Source organism: Chromobacterium subtsugae (assembly GCF_035919665.1).
Taxonomy (GTDB): Bacteria; Pseudomonadota; Gammaproteobacteria; order Burkholderiales; family Chromobacteriaceae; genus Chromobacterium; species Chromobacterium subtsugae.
In genome coordinates this window covers 239,433-257,185 of the sequence record NZ_CP142381.1, presented here as the reverse complement: position 1 = coordinate 257,185, position 17,753 = coordinate 239,433, and the positions used below count along the sequence as shown (strand labels likewise).

Here is a 17,753-nt window from a genome sequence, read left to right as displayed (position 1 = left end):
GAGCTTTTCAGCGGCACCCGGTAGCGTTGGCCAGTGATGGCCTGGCGATGTGGCTGCCGGACGGGCGGCGCTGAACGCGAGCTGCCTCGGGGGGAGCGGGGAATATCGGGAATCGAGTTGGGATTTCTGCTGGCTTACCGCGTGGACTATGCAGCGCTCAGCGCCAATGTGCTGAGCACCGCCTTGCTCCGCTGGGCTGGCGGCTGTTTCGCGGACAGCCTTCGCTGGGCGGGCTGGGGCTTAGCCTGGCCGGCCTGTGGATGATGCTGCGTTTCCGCTGAGGCGGACCGGGCCGCGGGCCCGGCCCGATTTCAGGCCTGCGGCAGGTGGATCGCCACCTTGAAGCCGCCGTCCTCGTCGGCCAGCTCCAGCCGGCCGCCGTGCTGCTTGACGATGCGGGAGACGATGGCGAGGCCGAGGCCGCTGCCACCGTCGGTGCCGCGGTGCTCGGCCAGGCGCTCGAACGGCGCCAGCGCGGTTTCGCGCAGCGCCTCGGGAATGCCCTGGCCGTGGTCTATCACGCTCAGCACCACTTCGCCGTCGCCTTGCTCCACCCTGACCACCACCGGCGGCTGGCCGTAGCGGCGCGCGTTTTCCAGCAGATTGCTCAGCAGGCGCTCCAGCGCCAGCGCGTCGGCCTGCAGCTCAGGCTCGCTGCGCGCGTCCAGCTTCACATCCATGTCCTCGCGGCGGAAGCGCGCCACCACGCTGGCGGCCAGGTCGGCCAGCGCCAGCGGTTCCTGGCGGCTGGTTTCCTCGGCGCGGGCGAAGTCGATGAACTGGCGCACGATGCGCGACAATTCGTCGATGTCCAGCAGCATGTCGTGCTGGTCGTGGCTGGTTTCCTGCATCTCAAGCGTCAGTTTCAGCCGGGTCAGCGGCGTGCGCAGGTCGTGCGACAGGCCGGCCAGCATCAGCCGCCGCTCGCGCGCGGCGTTGTCCAGCGCCTGGGCCATGCCGTTGAAGTTGTGCGCCAACAGCTGCACTTCGCGCGGGCCGGTTTCCGGAATGGCTTGCGGCATCGAGCCGCCGGCCAGCTCGCGGCTGGCCATCACCACCCGGCTGATCGGCCGCGTGATGCGCCAGGCGAACAGCGAGGCCAGGACGGTGGCGAACAGCGCCGCCAGCAGCGACGCCTGCAGCATCGGGTTGATCCAGCGGTCGCGGTAGCGGCCGAACGGAATCACCAGCCAGTACGGCTGATCCAGCACGTGCACGTGCACCCACAATTCGCTGTGGTCCTCGCGCCGCGCGTAATGCGCCTGGATAGGCTCGTTCAGGTCGTGCGACAGCCGCTGCGCCAGCATCGCGCCGATCTTGGGCAGGTCGTCGGCGAAGTTCTGGCCGTGGTCGGCGTTGAACGGCAGCAGGCTGGGCAGGCCGGGACGGTTGTAATTGTCCAGAAAGGCCTGCCTCTCCTCGTTGCTCATGCCGGTCATCGAGTCTTCCAGATAGGACAGCGTGTCCAGCACCTGGATGTACAGCTGGCGCTCCAGCAGCTTGTGCCGCTCGTGGTTGGCCAGCGAGATGGTGAACAGCTGGGTGGCGATCACCACCGCCACCATCAGCAGCGCCAGCCGGAAGAACAGCGAACCGAACAGCTTGCGTAACAAGGCTTACTCCCTGGGCGAGCCGTCCGGCACGAACACGTAGCCGTAGCCCCACACCGTCTGGATGTAGCGCAGCTGGCTGTCGCCGTTTTCCAGCGCCTTGCGCAGGCGCGAGATGTGCACGTCGATGCTGCGGTCCAGCGATTCGCCGTTGCCCTTGCCCAGCGCCAGCTCCATCAGTTGTTCGCGGGTGAGCGGGCGGCGCGGGTGGTTGACCAGCACCGACAGCACCGCGAATTCGGCGCTGGTCAGCGCGATGGCCTGGCCGCTGCGGCGCAGTTCGCGCTGGCCGAGGTTGAGCAGGAATTCGCCGAACTCCACCACGTCGTCGGCGTTGTGCTGGGCGGCCAGCGCCGGGGTGGTGTGATGGCGGCGCAGCACCGACTGGATGCGCGCGGTCAGCTCGCGCGGGTTGAACGGCTTGGGCAGGTAGTCGTCGGCGCCCATTTCCAGGCCGAGGATGCGGTCGATGTCTTCGCCGCGGGCGGTCAGCATGATGACCGGCAGCGATTCGCCCTGGGCGCGCAGGCGGCGCACCACCGCCAGGCCGTCTTCGCCCGGCATCATCACGTCCAGCACGATCAGGTCGGGGCGGTTGCGCGCCAGCTTGCGGTCCAGGTCCTTGGGATCGGGCAGGGTTTCCACGCTGTAACCCTGTTGGGTCAGATAACGGGTCAGCAGCTCGCGCAGCTTGGCATCGTCGTCCACGACCAGGATTTTATTGTGTTCCATGTGGTTTTCCTCAGTGTTCAGGCTGCCAGCTTAGCGGCGCGCGCCCTGCTGCTGGCAGGCCTTGTTTTTACAGATGTTAAGCCCGTCCGTCGCGATACAGTCGTTAACAATTGTGCGGCCGGCGCAGACGTCTGAGCAAACGCTTGGCCCTAAGCTGGGACAAGGGGAAAGCCTGATCCGGCTCCCGGAACGCAATCGCCAGCGTAATCAAGCATTTGGCAGCTCCGCGGCGTTCCGGCCGCGCGGCCGCTTTGCGGCGGTTGGCGCTTGCGGTCCCGCCCGCGGACGGACGCGGCCAGCCAGGCCATCCCGAGTGGTCATGGCAGCGGTTGTCATAGACAGGATAAAATGCCGACATGAAGCGATATCTGATCATTCTGCTGTGGGGCAGCCTGTTTGCGCAACAGGCGGCGCTGGCGCAGGGTTTCCATCCGCGCGGCCCGGCCCGCAGCGCCGAGGGCCGGCCGGCGTCTTGCCAGGCCGATCCGCAATGCCCGGAAAACCGCCGCCTGCGCAATCTGCGCCAGCGCGAGGCGGCGAAGAATGGCGATATGGCGTTCGATCCGATCAAGCACCAATCCAACCGCCTGCTGCCGCCCGCTGCGGATGGCCACGCGCAAGCGGTTCCCGCCAAGCCGAATTTTTGGCAGGATAAGCGTAGACAGGAACAACAGCAGAACCAGTCCGAATGATTCGTCGTCCGCTCGGGAAAGGACGCAGTGATGAAACCACAGGGGATGTCTGGATGGGGTCGGCGCGTCTGCGCCGGGGTCGGCCTGCTGCTGTTCTGCCTGCAGGCTCGGGCGGCGGCCGATGAGGATTGCGGCCGCGCCGTCGCGCCGCAGCGCTGCCTGCTCCATCAGCAGGGCCTGCGCAGTTGTCTTGACCTGGCCGAGTCGCGCCGCCGCGCCTGCCTCTCCTACTATACCCCCCCATTGAGCTGCCAGCGCCAGCGCGACGCCAAGCGCTGCGAGGCGTTGCTGGCGGCGCAGGCCTCCTGCGAAGGCATGACTGGCGCCTCCCGGCGCCAGTGCATAGACGAGAGGCTGCCGGCCGGAGACTGCCCGCGTTCGGCCCAGCCCTGCCCGAAACCGCTGCCGCTCGCCGATTGATCAGGGCAACAGGATGATGGAGCCGGTGGTGCGGCGCTGCTCCAGATCGCGGTGGGCCTGGGCGGCTTCGGCCAGCGGATAGCGGTGCGACGGCGCCAGCCGGATCCGGCCGTCCAGCAGCCGCTCGAACAGCGCCTGGCTGGACTGTTCCAATTCCGCGCGAGTGGCGGTGTAGTCTCCCAGCTTGGGACGGGTGAGGAACAAGGAGCCGTGCTTGGTCAATTCCAGCGGCGACACCGCCGGCACCGGGCCCGACGCGTTGCCGAAGCTGACCAGCATGCCGCGCGGCGCCAGGCAGGCCAGCGAAATCTGAAAGGTGTCCTTGCCCACCGAATCGTACGCGACCGGCACGCCCTGGCCGGAGGTGAGCTCGCGCACCCGCGCCACCACGTCTTCCGCGCGGTAGTCGATCACATGGGCGGCGCCCAGCCGGCGGGCGATTTCCGCCTTGGCCGGCGAGCCGACGGTGGCGATCACGTTCACCCCCATCGCCGTCAGCCATTGCAGCGCGATCTGGCCGACGCCGCCAGCGGCGGCATGCCACAGCACGGTCTGCCCCGCTTGCACCGGGTAGGTGCGCTGCACCAGATACTCCACGGTCATGCCCTGCAGCATTGCGCAGGCGGCGGTTTCGTCCGCCACGCCGTCGGGCAGTTTCAGCAGGTGCTGCGCCGCGATCAGCCGCTCAGCGGCGTAAGCGCCCAACGGGCCGCCGGCATAGGCGACGCGGTCGCCCGGCGCCAGCCAGTCCACCCCGGCGCCCACCGCCTCCACCACGCCGGCGGCTTCGCTGCCGAGGCCGCTGGGCAAAGGCAGCGGGTAGAGGCCGCTGCGCTGGTAGGTGTCGATGAAATTGACGCCGATGGCGGTATGGCGCAAGCGGACTTCGCCGGCCGCGGGCGCGCCAATCGACGTTTCGACCAGGCGCAGCACGTCCGGGCCGCCGGTTGCGGAAAACACGATGCTGTGGCTCATGGGGCGCTCCTTGCAAGTATGGCGGATCAGTCTGCGCCGGCGCCGCAGCGGCGGCAAGTGGCGATAGGCGAACGGGCCGTCAAGCCGGGATGGACAATTGCCGGCGCGCCCAGGCGACGATTTCCGGCAATACCTTCGGCCAGTTGTTCAGACGGTGGTCGTCGCCATTGAATACAGTTTGCCGGCTGTGGCGATAATGCGCCGCGGCTTCGCGCCAATCCAGCACCTCATCGCGGCTGCCCAGCAGCAGCCAGTAGCGCGCCGGGCTGGGTTTTTCCACCCGCTGCGCCTGCAGCGCGGCCAGGTCGGCGTCTCCCAGCGTGTAAACCTCGCCGGTGTACGGGTTGGTCTGCTCGCCGGCGAAACGTGCCAGATCGCGGTCCGGCCGCACCGCCGGATTGATCAGCGCCGCCGGACGATTTTGCTGTTCGGCCAGGAAGCCGGCGTAGAAGCCGCCGAGCGAGCTGCCGATCAAGAGCGTGTCCGCCGGCAGCGAGGCCAGCAGTTCGCCGGCCTGGCGGATGGCCTCGGCCGGATGCGGCGACAGCCGCGGGCAGTGGAACGTGATGTCGGGCGCGTGTCGGGCCAGCCAGGCGGCGGTTTCGCCGGCCTTGAGCGATTGCGGGCTGGAATTGAAGCCGTGCAGATAGACGATGTGCATGAAGTTTGCCGCCGATGTGATGGTCTGGATGTTACGACGCGGAATCGCGCTTGTCAGTTGCCGCCGACGGTCGACCGGCGTGTAAATTTGGAGTAAAAGCACTTTTCGCGCGATGCCGGCCATTGTCATCCGGCCGCGGCGGATGCTCAAATAAGCGACAAATATAAATATCGAGGAGAAAACGACATGACCACCCTGCCCGCCGCCGCGCCGACAGCCGCCCCGCATTCGCTGGAAAGCCTGATCGTGGCCTGCGGCTATCTGCAGCACAGCGCCCTGCTGTTCGCGCAGGATCTGGACAGCGACCTGGCGCTGATCCGCTCCGGCTTCTGTCCGCGCCATCAGGTGCAATGGAACGCCCAGGGCGAAATGCGGGCGTGCGCCGAAGTTCACGACGAAGTGGACGCTCTGCTGCAAGGCAGCCATACCTTGCGTTTCGCGCTGCACGAAATGCTGATGCAGTTCGGTCCGGAAGTTTGCAACGAGGCGTTGGCCCGCATCATCCTGCAAGGCGTGCGCAGCCTGCCCGACTGGCACCAGGTGTGCCAGTCGCTGGCGGACTTGGGGCGCGGCCCGGTGCGCGTGGCCGCCTGAGGCGCCGGTTGGCCGGGGCCCGCCGCAAGCGGGCGGGTTCCGGTTGTGTCCGAGCGGCGGCAGAGATAGGCTCGGCGGGCGATGCAGGAGTTGCTTGCAAATAAATAGCGCGCTATTTATTATCGAGGGCATGGAAAGCAAACCGACCCTTCCCTCCGACGCCGACGCGTTGCGGCTGGACCAGCAATTGTGCTTCGCCCTGTATTCCGCCTCGCTGGCGATGAACAAGGCCTACCGCGACAGCCTGAAGCCGCTTGGCCTCACCTATTCGCAGTATCTGGTGTTGCTGGTGTTGTGGGAGCAGGACCAGCGTTCAGTGTCCGACATCGGCGCCCGGCTCTACCTGGATTCGGCGACGCTGACGCCGCTTTTGAAGCGGATGGAGGCGGCGGGCTGGCTGCTGCGCGAACGGCTGTCCAGCGACGAGCGGGTGGTGGTGGTGAGGCTGAGCGAGGCCGGGCGCGATCTGCGACGCCAGGCGGAAGCGATTCCGCGGCAGATGCTATGCCGCAGCGGACTGCCGCTGCCGGAGGCGCGGCAGTTGCGCGCGGCGCTGGGCGCGTTGCGCGACCAGTTGCTGCCATGAAACCGGCAGGTTTTATGATTTGAATAGTGCACGATTTAATAGCTTATTATTTTTCCACGGGAAGACTGTAAGGAGACGTACGATGAATACCCTGCAAAAAGTGCTGTATACCGCCGAAGCCACCGCGTTCGGCGGCCGCGATGGCCGCGCCGAGTCCAGCGACCAGGCGCTGCAAGTGCAGTTGAGCACGCCGCGCGAACTGGGCGGCCTGGGCGGCGACGGCACCAACCCCGAGCAGCTGTTCGCCGCCGGTTATTCCGCCTGCTTCATCGGCGCGCTGAAGGTGGCGGCGATGCAGGCCAAGGTAGGCTTGCCGGCCGAGGTGTCGGTCAAGGGACGGGTCTCCATCGGACCGATCGAGCACGGCTTCGGCATCGCGGCGCGGCTGGAGGTTTCGCTGCCGGGGCTGGAGCGCGCGACGGCGGAAGCGCTGGTGCAGGCGGCCCACCGCATCTGCCCGTATTCCAACGCCACGCGCGGCAATATCGAAGTGGAGCTGGCGCTGGCGTGAGCGAAGCGGCCGTCAGGCGACGGTTTCGGACTGGTGGCTGGGCGACTGCTTGTTGCCGTACATCTTGCGGTCGGCCACCGCCAGCAATTCGTCTATCAGCAGGCCGTCCTCCGGATAGTAGGCGATGCCTATGCTCACTCCCACCATGATGCGGTGCTGGTCCACCTGGTAGGGCAGCTGGATCGCCTGCTTCAGCCTGGCCATCACCTTGTCGGCCTCGCGGTTGGACTCGATGTCTTCCATCAGGATGACGAATTCGTCGCCGCCCAGCCGGGCGACGGTATCCTCGTTGCGGATCACGTCCTGAATGCGGGCGGCGATCAGCTGCAGCACCCGGTCGCCGGCGACGTGGCCGTAGGTGTCGTTGACCGGCTTGAAGCGGTCTAGGTCGAGGAATAGCAAGGCCAGGCGTTTGCCGCTGCGGTCGACGCGGCTGATCGCGTGCTGCAGCCGGTCGTAGAACAGGTTGCGGTTGGCCAGGCCGGTCAGCCGGTCGTGATTGGCCAGATGGAACAGATGGTTTTCGCGCTGGCGGCGGCTGTTGCTGCTGCGCACGAAGCTGTAGCCGGCCAGCGCGAGGCCGGTGCCCAGCAGCAGCGACAGCAGCAGCCACACCACCCACTCCAGCAGGCCGATCTGCGGCCAGCCCTGCTGCCAGTTGATGGTGAAACGCAGCGGCTGGCCGGGGCCGCCCAGCAACTGACTGGTTTCCAGCCGCGGAAACAGCAGGCGCTCCAGCGCGCCGGCGCGGGCGCTGCCCAGCAGCAGAGGCTGTCCGCCCGGCGGCCGCAGCGGGTCGTCGCGCTGCTGCACGCTGATCTCCATGCCCGGCGGCAGCGGCGCGCCGCTGGGCAGCAGCGAGTCGGCGCGGATGAACAGCAGGGCGAAATGCTGCGGCTGCAGCTCCAGCAGCGCGCCGGACTGGTGGTTGTCTATGCTGCGCAGCAGCGCGTAGCCGGCCTCGCCGTTCGGCAGGCGCAGCTGGCGCGACAGCGTGGTGCGGCCGCTGTTGAGGCTGTCCTGCAGCGTTTGGCGCAACAGCGGCTGTTGCCATATGTCCATGCCCGCCAGCCGCAGATTGGCCTGCGATTGCGGTTCGGCGAACATCAGCGGGAAGTAGTCGTCCTGCAGCGGCAGCGGCAGCGGCTGGCCGGCGGCGTCCGGCGCATAGGGGCGCAGCCGGTAGCCGGCGCCGTACTCGCGTTGCAGCCAGCGGTTGTAGCTGTCCACCCGCGAGCGCGGCACGCGTTCGATATGGGCCAGGGTGATGATCTGCGGATAGCGGCGCAGCAGTTGCAGCACGAAGGGGTGTTTGCGGCGGGTTTCGTTGCGATGGTCGAGGGCGCTGAAGGTGGCGTAGCTGTCGAGCACGGTTTCATTGGTGAGCAGGCGTTGTTTCAACTGCTCGGACAATTGCTGGGACTGGCTGTTGAATTGCTGTTCCGCGCCCAGCAGCGAGCGGCTGGCAATCGACAGGGCCGCCAGCGCGCTCAGTATCAACCACAAGGTTATGCATCCAGCATAAACCAGTCTTGCTTGCATGTTAAAACCATCGACATATATTCGGCAATGGATGATTCTATAAGAATGGGCCCCTATTTTTTAGCAATAAATCAGGGAAAGCCGGATTTAAGTAATAGTACGTAACGGTGGCGCGGCGCTCAGCGCGGACTTGATGGCGGGAATCTGGCGGCGGCTCACCGGCAGCGGATCGGCCACGTCGCGCAGCCGAATCACCCACTGTTCGTCGCCGTCCAGGCCGCTGCGGCGCAGCTCCTGGACCGCGTGGCGCATCACCAGGCAATTGCGGTGTATCCGCAGCGCCAGGCCGCCCAGCCGCTGCTCCAGCGTCACCAGCGCTTCGTCCAGCAGGTATTCGTTGTCGGGGGTGACCAGGGTGACGTATTTGAGCTCGGCCTTCAGGTAGCGCGCGTCGGCGAAGGGCACGGTCAGCAGCCGGCCGCGCTGGCGCACGGTGAAGCTCGGCGCCTCGGCCTGGCCGCCGCAGCGCGCCAGCGCTTTTTGCAGCGCCTGTTCCAGCCGTTCGCGCCGCACCGGCTTGAGCAGGTAGTCGGCGGCGTTCAGCTCGAAGGCCTCCACCGCGAAGTGGTCGTGCGCGGTGCTGAACACCAGCTGCGGCTGCAGCGGGCGCTGCCTGAGCTGGCGCGCCACCGCCATGCCGTCCAGGCCTGGCATGCTGACGTCCAGCAGCAGCACGTCGGCCGGATGCTGGGCCAGCCAGGCGAGGGCGGATTGGCCGTCGGCCAGGCAATGTACCTGGCTGACGCCGCAATCGGCCAGCAGCTGGCGCAGCCGTTCGCGCGCCAGCGCCTCGTCGTCCACCACCACCACCCGCAGCTCGCTCAGAGCGCCCATTGCGGCTTGTCCATCTTGTCCACCAGCTGGCGCCAGGATTGCAGGATCTTCTGGAACTTGTTGTTGGTCGGCGCGATGTCGCGCACCTTGCCCAATAGCTCGTAGGCGCGGCGCATATGGCTTTCATGCCAGCCGTTCTGGCTGACGTGGGCCAGCACCGCGTTGACCAGGTTGAGCATGATCTGCACGTTTTGCGGCATTTCCTCCAGCGCTTTGGCGAAGCGGGCGATGGCGGTGTCCAGCTCGCCGCTTTGCGCTTCGCGCACCGCCTGGTTGTTCAGCTCCAGCACCGTCTTCACGTTCTGCGCGATCAGCTGGCGGCCGGCCTGGCCCATGCCCAGCTCTTCGAACATGTCGCCGAAGTGGGCCAGCAGCTGTTCATCGTCGTGGTGGTTGCGCACCAGGTATTCCATCACTTCGTTGCCCTGCGGCTCGCGGCCCTGCTGGTAGCAGGCGCGGGCGTATTCCAGCTGCGCTTCCTGGTCCAGCTTGGCCGCCAGCGGCTTGAAGCGCTCGGTGGCGTCGGCCAGCAGCGCGGCGGCCTTGTCGGCGTTGCCGTTCTTGGCCTGCAACTGGCTGTCCACCACATTGGCCAGCCACTCCGCCTCTTCGTTGTAGCGGTAGTCGTGGCGCAGGCTGGCCAGCGTGCGGCCGGCGTTGGCGGCATCGCCGCGCGCCAGCTGGATGCGGGCCAGCGCCGCGTAATGGGTGGGGCTGCGGTGCCAGGTGTACTTGGCGATGTCCAGCGTCTGCTGGCAGGCGGCCTCGGCGGTGGCCAGGTCGTGGTTGAGCATCGCCACTTCGGCCAGCTGCTGCTGGCGGCGGAACACCGCCGGCGACATTTCGGCGGCGGTCTGCAGCGTGTGCTGCGCGCGTTCCAGATCGTGGTGGTTGCGGTAGAGCCGGGCCAGCCAGTCGTAGGCCTCCATCACCTGGCTGTTGTCGGCCAGCACCGCCTCGAACAGCAGCCGCGCCTCGTCCAGCGATTTGAGTCCGGCCAGCGATTTGGCCAGGCCCATCTTGGCCCAGGTGGCCGGTTTGAGGCGCAGCACCTGCATATAGGCGTCGCGGGCGGCGTCGTAATCCTCGATTTTCAGCGCCAGCGAGCCCTTGAGGCGCATGAAGTCGAACGCGAACTCGCCGTTTTCCTCTATCTTGCGGCCGCAGGCTTCGATGGCTGCCAGATACTCGTGACGCAGGATGTTTTCGTCCACCAGCCGGAACGCCTCGCGCTTGCGCATCGCCCGCTCCAGCCGCTCGCGCAGCACCTCGCCGGTGAAGGGTTTGAGCAGGTAGTCGTCCGGGGCCATCTCGGCAGCGGAAATCACCCGCTGCGAGCGGCGCTCGCCGGTGACGATCATGAACACGCAGGATTGCTTGAGCAGATTGCGCGCCCGGACTTCCTCGAACAGGTAGAGCCCGTCGTAGCCGTTGCCCAGATCGTAGTCGCACAGCACCACGTCGAACTCGTACTTGGCCATCTTGGCCAGCGCGTCGCCGGCCTTGGCCGCGTATTCGACCGAGTTGGCGCCGAACGACGACAGCGTCATCGCCAGCGCCCGCTGCATCTGCGGCAGGCTGTCTATGATCAGGAACAGCCGTTTGGCGTAGGGGTCGTCGTAAGCGTTGCGCTGGGGGGCGGCCCGCACATGGTGCGTCGGGCCGTTCGGCGCGGCCGGAGGGGGAGTGGATTCGCTCATGGGGCTTTCGTCAGCTTGCGGCATGATCCTGTTTCGGTCGGATGGCGTCTCCGGCGGCATGCTCCCTCCCGGCGCCGGGCGCGGCTCAGGCCGGCGTCAGTTTCGCATAACGCAGATCCAGCCATTTCACCCCGTGTTCGGCGAAGTTGATTTGCAAGCGCACGTCCTCCCCGCTGCCCTCCGCCTGGATCACCACGCCGACGCCGAATTTGGCGTGGCTGACCGACTGGCCGATGTTCAGGCCGTAGGCGTTCGCGGCCTGCAGGCGCGGCGTCCTGGCGGCAGCGCGCGCCGGCATGGGAGACGCGGGTGTTTTCACTGTAGCAGACAGCGAGTGGATCAGTTCCGCCGGAATCTCGTCGATGAAGCGCGACGGGATCGGGTAGCGGCTCTGGCCGTGCAGCATGCGGCTTTGCGCGCTGGACAGGTACAGGCGCTTGCGGGCGCGGGTGACCGCCACGTACATCAGCCGGCGCTCCTCCTGCAGGCCCTTGCCGTCCTGCAGGCTGTTTTCGTGCGGGAATAGGCCTTCTTCCAGGCCGGTGACGAACACCGCGTCGAACTCCAGCCCCTTGGCGGCGTGCACCGTCATCAGCTGCAGCGCCTCGCTGCCGGCGTCGGCCTGGTGCTCGCCCGCTTCCAGGCTGGCGGCGGTGAGGAATTCGGTCAGCGCCTGGCTGGGCTCGTCCGGCAGGAAGCTGGCGGCGGCGTTGACCAGCTCGTCCAGGTTGGCCAGCCGCTCCTCGCCGTCCTTCTTGTCCTGCTCGTACATGTCGCGCAGGCCGCTGCGGTCGATGACCAGGCTGATGGTTTCGGCCAGGCTGAAGTCGCGGCTCTGTTCGCGCAGGCGTTCGATCAGCAGCACGAACTCGCCTACCTTGGCGGCGGTGCGGCCGCCGCCGCTCTGGCAGGCGGCCTGCCAGAGCGACACGCCCTGCTCGCGGCCGACGGCCTGCAGGCCTTCCACGCTGCGCGCGCCGATGCCGCGCGCCGGCGTGTTGATCACGCGCAGCAAGGCGTTGTCGTCGTCGGGGTTGGCCACCAGCCTGAGGTAGGCCAGCGCGTGCTTGATTTCCTGGCGTTCGAAGAAGCGCAGGCCGCCGTAGATCCGGTACGGGATCTGGGCGTTGACCAGCACGTGCTCCATCAGCCGCGATTGGGCGTTGGAGCGGTACAGCACCGCCACGTCGGACAGCGGCAGGCCGTCGCGGCGCAGCGCCTTGACTTCGTCGACGATGAACTCGGCTTCCTCGCCGTCGCTCATCGCCTGGAAGAAGCGGATCTTTTCGCCTTCGCCGGCGTCGGTCCACAGGTTTTTGCCCAGCCGGCCGTCGTTCTTTTCGATCAGCGCGTTGGCGGCGTTGAGGATGGTGCCCATCGAGCGGTAGTTCTGTTCCAGCCGCACCGGCTCGGCCACGTGGAAGTCGGCCAGCAGCGCGCGCATATTGCCGACTTCGGCGCCGCGGAAGGCGTAGATGCTCTGGTCGTCGTCGCCGACGGCGAACAGCGCGCCGTGCTCGCCGGCCAGCAGTTTCAGCCACGCGTATTGCAGGCGGTTGGTGTCCTGGAATTCGTCTACCAGGATGTGGGCGAAGCGGCTGCTGTAATGGGCGCGCAGCGCCTCGTTGCGCGACAGCAGTTCGTAGCTTCTGAGCAGCAGCTCGGCGAAGTCCACCACCCCTTCGCGCCGGCATTGGGCGTCGTAGGCGGCGTACAGCTCCACCAGCTTGGCTTCGTACGGGTTCAGCGCCGGCGGCAGCGCCTCGGCGCGCACGCCGGCTTCCTTGTTGCCGTTGATGAACGACTGCACCGCGCGCGGAGGGTATTTCTCGTCGGACAGCTCCAGGCTTTTCAGCAGGCGCTTGATCGCGGCCTGCTGGTCGGCGGAGTCGAGGATCTGGAAGGTTTGCGGCAGGCCGGCGTCGCGGTAGTGGATGCGCAGCAGGCGGTTGCACAGGCCGTGGAAAGTGCCTATCCACATCGTGCGCACATTCACCGGCACCTGGGCCGACAGCCGGGTCTGCATTTCGCGCGCGGCCTTGTTGGTGAAAGTCACCGCCAGAATGCCGGCCGGCGAGGTCTGAGCGGTGGACAACAGCCAGGCGATGCGGGTGGTCAGCACCCGGGTCTTGCCGCTGCCGGCGCCGGCCAGCACCAGCGCGCTCTTGGCGGGCCAGGTGACCGCGCGCAGTTGTTCGGGATTCAGGCCGGCTAACAGATCGCTCATGACGGGACGTTTTCGCTGCAAAAACGCCATTTTAGCATGCGTGCCGCCAGGACAAGGCGGAGGGGCTTACTCCTGTGCCTGGTAATGCGCAAGCATGGTCTTGAGCTTGCCGTTCTTGTGCAATCGATCCACGGCGCGGTTGAGTTCGGCCAGCTTGACCGGCGACTGCGACGACAGCGCGCACATGGTCGGCTGCGACGATACCACCAGCGGGTGCAGCTTGAAGGCGGCGGCTTCCTGCGCATGGGAGCGCGCCCACCAGACATAGATGAACTCAGTGACGATGGCGACATCGCTCAGCCGTTTTTCCAGCGATTTGAACATCAGATCGAAGCGGGCCTCGGTGTCCCGCGTGCTGCGGTTGCTAGACCACAGGTATTCCAGCTCGGGGTAATGGTAGCCGTGCTGGGTGCCGATGCGCTTGCCGGACAAATCGTCGAGCTGGCGGATGGCCGGCATGTTTTTCAGCGACAGCACGCGCTCGGTCAGCGGGTAAATTTCCCGGCTCCAGTTCAGCCGGGAAGAATTGCTATACCAGTCGGGATTGGCATTGCAGACGATGTCGACCTTGCCGGTTTCAACCGCGGACTCCACCCGGCGGCGCGCCAGAATGACGAACTGCGGCTTCATCCCCATTTCTTCGGCCAGCAGCATCCCCAGTTCGCGCGCCAGGCCGCCGGTCAGGGTATTGCCGTCTTCGGATAGCACCGCGATGGGGGCGGCATCGGTATCGGCCACCCCGATGCGCAGCTCGGCGGCCGCCAGCGAAGGAAGCGGCGCCAACAGCAACAGGCAGGGAAGCAGCCACTTTTTATGCAAACTGGCCATATAGATGCTCTCTCTTAATTCTATTACCGGGTGTCTGATGCGCGGGATGCGGATGTTAAGATGAATCAGGAATACGCCGTAGCCTTGATATCGTTTTAGACAAAATAACTGCAAGCGACATGACGAAGCCATTAACCCATCCCGTTTATCAGCACCTCGCCCAACGCATTCTGATCCTGGATGGGGGCATGGGCACCATGATCCAGCGCCACCGGCTGGAGGAGGCCGATTATCGCGGCGAGCGTTTCGCCGACTGGCCTTGCGATGTCAAAGGCAACAACGACCTGCTGGCGCTGACTCGTCCCGATGTCATCGGCGGCATCCACCAGGCTTACCTGGACGCCGGCGCCGACATCATCGAAACCAACACCTTCAACGCCACCTCGATCGCGATGGCCGATTACCGGATGGAAGGGCTGGTGTGGGAGATCAACCAGGCCGCCGCCAAGCTGGTTAAGGATCTTTGCGCGGCGCAAACCGCCAAAAATCCGGCCAAGCCGCGTTTCTGCGCCGGCGTGCTCGGCCCCACCAACCGCACCTGTTCCATCAGCCCGGACGTCAACGATCCCGGCTACCGCAACGTCAGCTTCGACGAACTGGTGGCGAGCTACACCGAGGCGATAGACGGCCTGGTGACCGGCGGCGCGGATTTGCTGTTGGTGGAGACCATCTTCGACACGCTGAACGCCAAGGCGGCGGTGTTCGCCATCCACCAGTATTTCGACGAGCGCCCGGACACGCCGCGCTTGCCCATCATGATTTCCGGCACCATCACCGATCAGTCCGGCCGCACGCTGACCGGACAGACCACCGAAGCTTTCTACAACTCGCTGTCGCACGCCGACGCCGCCAGCTTCGGCCTCAACTGCGCGCTGGGCCCGGACCTGCTGCGGCCCTATGTCGAGGAAATGGCGCGGGTGTCGGCCACCTATGTCTCGGTCCACGCCAACGCCGGCCTGCCCAACGCCTTCGGCGGCTATGATCTCGAACCTGAGAAGATGGGCGAGTACGTGCGCGAGTGGGCCGAGAGCGGGCTGATCAACATCGTCGGCGGCTGTTGCGGCACCACGCCGGAACACATCGCCGCCATCGCCCAGGCGGTTGACGGCATCTCGCCGCGCGCGCTGCCGCGGATCGAGGCCAAGTGCCGGCTGTCCGGCCTGGAGCCGTTCAATATCGGCGACGAAGACTTGTTCGTGAACGTCGGCGAGCGCACCAACGTCACCGGCAGCCGCGCCTTCGCCAAGTTGATCCTGAACGGCGACTACGCCACGGCGCTGGACGTCGCGCGGCAGCAGGTGGAGAACGGCGCCCAGGTGATCGACATCAATATGGACGAGGGCATGCTGGACGCCCACGCCGCGATGGTGCGTTTCCTCAATCTGATCGCGTCGGAGCCGGATATCGCCCGCGTGCCGATCATGATCGACTCGTCCAAATGGGAGGTGATCGAGGCCGGCCTGAAGTGCATCCAGGGCAAGGGCATCGTCAACTCGATCTCGATGAAGGAAGGCAAGGAGAAGTTCGTCGAGCAGGCGCGCTTGATCCGCCGTTACGGCGCGGCGGTGATCGTGATGGCCTTCGACGAGCATGGCCAGGCCGACACCTACGCCCGCAAGATCGAGATTTGCGACCACAGCTACCGCATCCTGGTGGACGAGGTGGGCTTCCCGCCGGAAGACATCATCTTCGACCCGAACATCTTCGCCGTCGCCACCGGCATCGAGGAGCACGCCCGCTACGGCCTGGATTTCATCGAGGCCACCGGCTGGATCAAGCAGCACCTGCCGCACGCCAAGATATCCGGCGGCGTGTCCAACGTCAGCTTCAGTTTCCGCGGCAACAACAAGGTGCGCGAGGCGATCCACGCGGTGTTCCTCTACCACGCCATCCAGCGCGGCATGACCATGGGCATCGTCAATGCCGGCGCGCTGGAGGTGTACGACGAGGTCGACGCAAGCTTGCGCGAGCGCATCGAGGACGTGGTGCTGATGCGCCATCCCAAGGACGGCGGCGACGCCACCGAACGGCTGATCGAGCTGGCGGAGAAATTCAAGGGCGAGGCGGTCGGCGAGAAAAAGGGCGAAGACCTGGCCTGGCGCGCCTTTCCGGTGGAAAAGCGGCTGGAGCACGCGCTGGTCAAGGGCATCACCACCTTCATCGTCGAGGACACTGAAGAGGTGCGGCTGAAGTGCGCGCGGCCGATCCACGTGATCGAAGGCCCGCTGATGGATGGCATGAACGTGGTGGGCGACCTGTTCGGCGCCGGCAAGATGTTCCTGCCGCAGGTGGTGAAGTCGGCGCGGGTGATGAAGGCTGCCGTCGCCCACCTGGAGCCGTTCATCGAGGAAGAGAAAATCCGTCTGGGCCTGGCCGACGCGCCGGCCAAGGGCGTCATCATCATGGCCACGGTCAAGGGCGATGTGCACGACATCGGCAAGAACATCGTCGGCGTGGTGCTGCGCTGCAATAACTACAAGGTGATCGATCTGGGCGTGATGGTGCCGTGCCAGACCATCCTCGACGCCGCGCGCGAGCACCAGGCCGACATCATCGGCCTGTCCGGCCTGATCACTCCCAGCCTGGAGGAGATGAGCCATGTCGCCAAGGAGATGCAGCGCCAGGGCTTCGACATTCCGCTGCTGATCGGCGGCGCCACCACCTCCAAGGTGCACACCGCGGTCAAGATCGCGCCGCACTACCAGCACCCGGTCATCTATGTTCCCGATGCCAGCCGCGCCGTCGGCGTCTGCTCCAATCTGCTGTCCGATACCTTGAAGGACGCCTTCGTCGCCGAGAACCTGGCCGAGCAAGAACGCGCGCGCGAAGGCCATGCCAACAAGGCCAATCGCAAGGTGGTTTCCCTGGAGCAGGCCCGCGCCAACAAAGAGAAAATCGACTGGGCCGATTATGTTCCGCCCAAGCCGCGATGGCTTGGCGTGCGCCGTTTCGAGAATTACCCGCTGGCCGAGATCGCCGCCTATATCGACTGGACGCCGTTCTTCCAGAGCTGGGAGCTCGCCGGCCGCTTCCCGCGCATTCTGAATGACGAGATCGTCGGCGAATCGGCGCGCGCGCTGTATGAAGACGCCCAAGTCATGCTGAAGCGGATCGTCGACGAGAACTGGCTGGCCGCCAACGCGGTGATCGGCTTGTTCCCGGCCAATAGCGTCAATCACGACGACATCGACATCCGCTCCGCCGACGGCCGGCCGCTGATGACTTGGGTCGGCCTGCGCCAGCAGCTGCCCAAAACCGACGGCAAGGCCAACTGGGCGCTGGCCGACTACATCGCGCCTAAAGACAGCGGCGTCGACGACTACATCGGCGCCTTCGCCGTCACCGCCGGCATCGGCATCGAGCCGCATGTGAAGCGCTTCGAGGATGCCAACGACGACTACTCGGCCATCTTGCTCAAAGCGCTGGCCGACCGCCTGGCCGAAGCCTTCGCCGAGCTGATGCACGCCCGCGTGCGGCGCGAGTTCTGGGGCTATGCCGCCGACGAGCATATCGACAACGAAGGCCTGATCGATGAGCTGTACCGCGGCATCCGCCCGGCGCCCGGTTATCCGGCCTGCCCGGACCACACGGTGAAGGCCGATCTCTTCAAGCTTTTGGACGCGCCGTCTATCGGCATGACGCTGACCGAGGGCTACGCGATGCTGCCCACCGCCGCGGTGTCCGGTTTCTACTTCAGCCATCCGGCGTCGCGCTATTTCGGCGTCGGCAAGGTGGAAAAGGACCAGGTGACCAGTTACGCCGAGCGCCGCGGCGTCAGCATCGAGCAGGCCGAACGCGGCTTGGCGCCCAATCTGGGGTATGACGCCTAAGCCGCGCCGCT

At 66.1% G+C, this 17,753-nt stretch carries 15 protein-coding genes; 6 read left to right on the top strand and 9 right to left on the bottom strand.

What is annotated here, in order from left to right:
• Positions 1-311 precede the first annotated feature (311 nt).
• Positions 312-1,613 carry an ATP-binding protein gene (locus tag U6115_RS01230; protein WP_043574877.1) on the bottom strand — a complete coding sequence of 434 codons (1,302 nt, stop codon included), beginning with the start codon at positions 1,611-1,613 and terminating at the stop codon, positions 312-314.
• 3 nt (positions 1,614-1,616) lie between these two features.
• Positions 1,617-2,342 carry an osmolarity response regulator transcription factor OmpR gene (ompR, locus tag U6115_RS01225; RefSeq protein ID WP_043574875.1) on the bottom strand — a complete coding sequence of 242 codons (726 nt, stop codon included), beginning with the start codon at positions 2,340-2,342 and terminating at the stop codon, positions 1,617-1,619.
• A gap of 356 nt (positions 2,343-2,698) precedes the next feature.
• On the opposite strand from ompR, the gene U6115_RS01220 reads away from it, so the two are divergent.
• Both U6115_RS01220 and U6115_RS01215 read left to right on the top strand, forming a co-directional pair.
• Positions 2,699-3,034, top strand: a complete 336-nt coding sequence (locus tag U6115_RS01220; protein WP_043574873.1) for a hypothetical protein — start codon at positions 2,699-2,701, stop codon at positions 3,032-3,034.
• A 45-nt stretch (positions 3,035-3,079) separates the two neighbouring features.
• Positions 3,080-3,454, top strand: coding sequence for a hypothetical protein (locus U6115_RS01215; RefSeq protein WP_052258031.1), 375 nt, complete (start codon positions 3,080-3,082; stop codon positions 3,452-3,454).
• On the opposite strand, the gene U6115_RS01210 is transcribed toward U6115_RS01215, so the two are convergent.
• Both U6115_RS01210 and U6115_RS01205 read right to left on the bottom strand, forming a co-directional pair.
• The gene (locus U6115_RS01210) at positions 3,455-4,429 is read right to left on the bottom strand and encodes a quinone oxidoreductase family protein (protein ID WP_043574871.1); all 975 of its coding nucleotides are present in this window, start codon (positions 4,427-4,429) and stop codon (positions 3,455-3,457) included.
• A gap of 79 nt (positions 4,430-4,508) precedes the next feature.
• Positions 4,509-5,090 carry a YqiA/YcfP family alpha/beta fold hydrolase gene (locus U6115_RS01205; protein WP_043574869.1) on the bottom strand — a complete coding sequence of 194 codons (582 nt, stop codon included), beginning with the start codon at positions 5,088-5,090 and terminating at the stop codon, positions 4,509-4,511.
• A gap of 186 nt (positions 5,091-5,276) precedes the next feature.
• Between U6115_RS01205 and U6115_RS01200 the strand changes: the two genes are divergently transcribed.
• The 3 genes from U6115_RS01200 to U6115_RS01190 all read left to right on the top strand — a co-directional run bounded on the left by U6115_RS01200 (position 5,277) and on the right by U6115_RS01190 (position 6,781).
• The gene (locus U6115_RS01200; RefSeq protein WP_043574867.1) at positions 5,277-5,684 is read left to right on the top strand and encodes a hypothetical protein; all 408 of its coding nucleotides are present in this window, start codon (positions 5,277-5,279) and stop codon (positions 5,682-5,684) included.
• Positions 5,685-5,814: 130 nt separating this feature from the next.
• The gene (locus U6115_RS01195) at positions 5,815-6,270 is read left to right on the top strand and encodes a MarR family winged helix-turn-helix transcriptional regulator (protein WP_043574866.1); all 456 of its coding nucleotides are present in this window, start codon (positions 5,815-5,817) and stop codon (positions 6,268-6,270) included.
• A gap of 82 nt (positions 6,271-6,352) precedes the next feature.
• Complete coding sequence (locus U6115_RS01190) at positions 6,353-6,781, top strand: organic hydroperoxide resistance protein (protein ID WP_043574862.1); 429 nt, start codon at positions 6,353-6,355, stop codon at positions 6,779-6,781.
• A 12-nt stretch (positions 6,782-6,793) separates the two neighbouring features.
• Here U6115_RS01190 and U6115_RS01185 read toward each other — a convergent pair whose 3' ends face one another.
• The 5 genes from U6115_RS01185 to U6115_RS01165 all read right to left on the bottom strand — a co-directional run bounded on the left by U6115_RS01185 (position 6,794) and on the right by U6115_RS01165 (position 13,912).
• Entirely contained in the window at positions 6,794-8,287 is a 1,494-nt protein-coding gene (locus tag U6115_RS01185; protein WP_052258030.1) for a sensor domain-containing diguanylate cyclase, read from the bottom strand.
• Between the two features lie 123 nt (positions 8,288-8,410).
• Complete coding sequence (locus U6115_RS01180) at positions 8,411-9,157, bottom strand: LytR/AlgR family response regulator transcription factor (RefSeq protein WP_043574857.1); 747 nt, start codon at positions 9,155-9,157, stop codon at positions 8,411-8,413.
• Entirely contained in the window at positions 9,145-10,857 is a 1,713-nt protein-coding gene (locus U6115_RS01175) for a tetratricopeptide repeat-containing response regulator (protein ID WP_080509529.1), read from the bottom strand. The genes U6115_RS01180 and U6115_RS01175 overlap by 13 nt, the downstream gene beginning before the upstream one ends.
• Positions 10,858-10,942: 85 nt before the next feature.
• Entirely contained in the window at positions 10,943-13,084 is a 2,142-nt protein-coding gene (locus tag U6115_RS01170) for a UvrD-helicase domain-containing protein (RefSeq protein WP_043574855.1), read from the bottom strand.
• A gap of 66 nt (positions 13,085-13,150) precedes the next feature.
• Positions 13,151-13,912, bottom strand: coding sequence for a substrate-binding periplasmic protein (locus U6115_RS01165; RefSeq protein ID WP_043574852.1), 762 nt, complete (start codon positions 13,910-13,912; stop codon positions 13,151-13,153).
• A 119-nt stretch (positions 13,913-14,031) separates the two neighbouring features.
• Between U6115_RS01165 and metH the strand changes: the two genes are divergently transcribed.
• Complete coding sequence (metH, locus tag U6115_RS01160) at positions 14,032-17,742, top strand: methionine synthase (RefSeq protein ID WP_043574850.1); 3,711 nt, start codon at positions 14,032-14,034, stop codon at positions 17,740-17,742.
• Positions 17,743-17,753 lie beyond the last annotated feature (11 nt).

Coding starts and splice junctions, on each gene's coding strand:
- U6115_RS01210 (WP_043574871.1), bottom strand. CDS start 4,429: ATGAGCCACAGCATCGTGTTTTCCGCAACCGGCGGCCCGGACGTGCTG.
- U6115_RS01180 (WP_043574857.1), bottom strand. CDS start 9,157: ATGGGCGCTCTGAGCGAGCTGCGGGTGGTGGTGGTGGACGACGAGGCG.
- ompR (WP_043574875.1), bottom strand. CDS start 2,342: ATGGAACACAATAAAATCCTGGTCGTGGACGACGATGCCAAGCTGCGC.
- U6115_RS01220 (WP_043574873.1), top strand. CDS start 2,699: ATGAAGCGATATCTGATCATTCTGCTGTGGGGCAGCCTGTTTGCGCAA.
- U6115_RS01205 (WP_043574869.1), bottom strand. CDS start 5,090: ATGCACATCGTCTATCTGCACGGCTTCAATTCCAGCCCGCAATCGCTC.
- U6115_RS01200 (WP_043574867.1), top strand. CDS start 5,277: ATGACCACCCTGCCCGCCGCCGCGCCGACAGCCGCCCCGCATTCGCTG.
- U6115_RS01170 (WP_043574855.1), bottom strand. CDS start 13,084: ATGAGCGATCTGTTAGCCGGCCTGAATCCCGAACAACTGCGCGCGGTC.
- U6115_RS01165 (WP_043574852.1), bottom strand. CDS start 13,912: ATGGCCAGTTTGCATAAAAAGTGGCTGCTTCCCTGCCTGTTGCTGTTG.
- U6115_RS01215 (WP_052258031.1), top strand. CDS start 3,080: ATGTCTGGATGGGGTCGGCGCGTCTGCGCCGGGGTCGGCCTGCTGCTG.
- U6115_RS01190 (WP_043574862.1), top strand. CDS start 6,353: ATGAATACCCTGCAAAAAGTGCTGTATACCGCCGAAGCCACCGCGTTC.
- metH (WP_043574850.1), top strand. CDS start 14,032: ATGACGAAGCCATTAACCCATCCCGTTTATCAGCACCTCGCCCAACGC.
- U6115_RS01195 (WP_043574866.1), top strand. CDS start 5,815: ATGGAAAGCAAACCGACCCTTCCCTCCGACGCCGACGCGTTGCGGCTG.
- U6115_RS01175 (WP_080509529.1), bottom strand. CDS start 10,857: ATGAGCGAATCCACTCCCCCTCCGGCCGCGCCGAACGGCCCGACGCAC.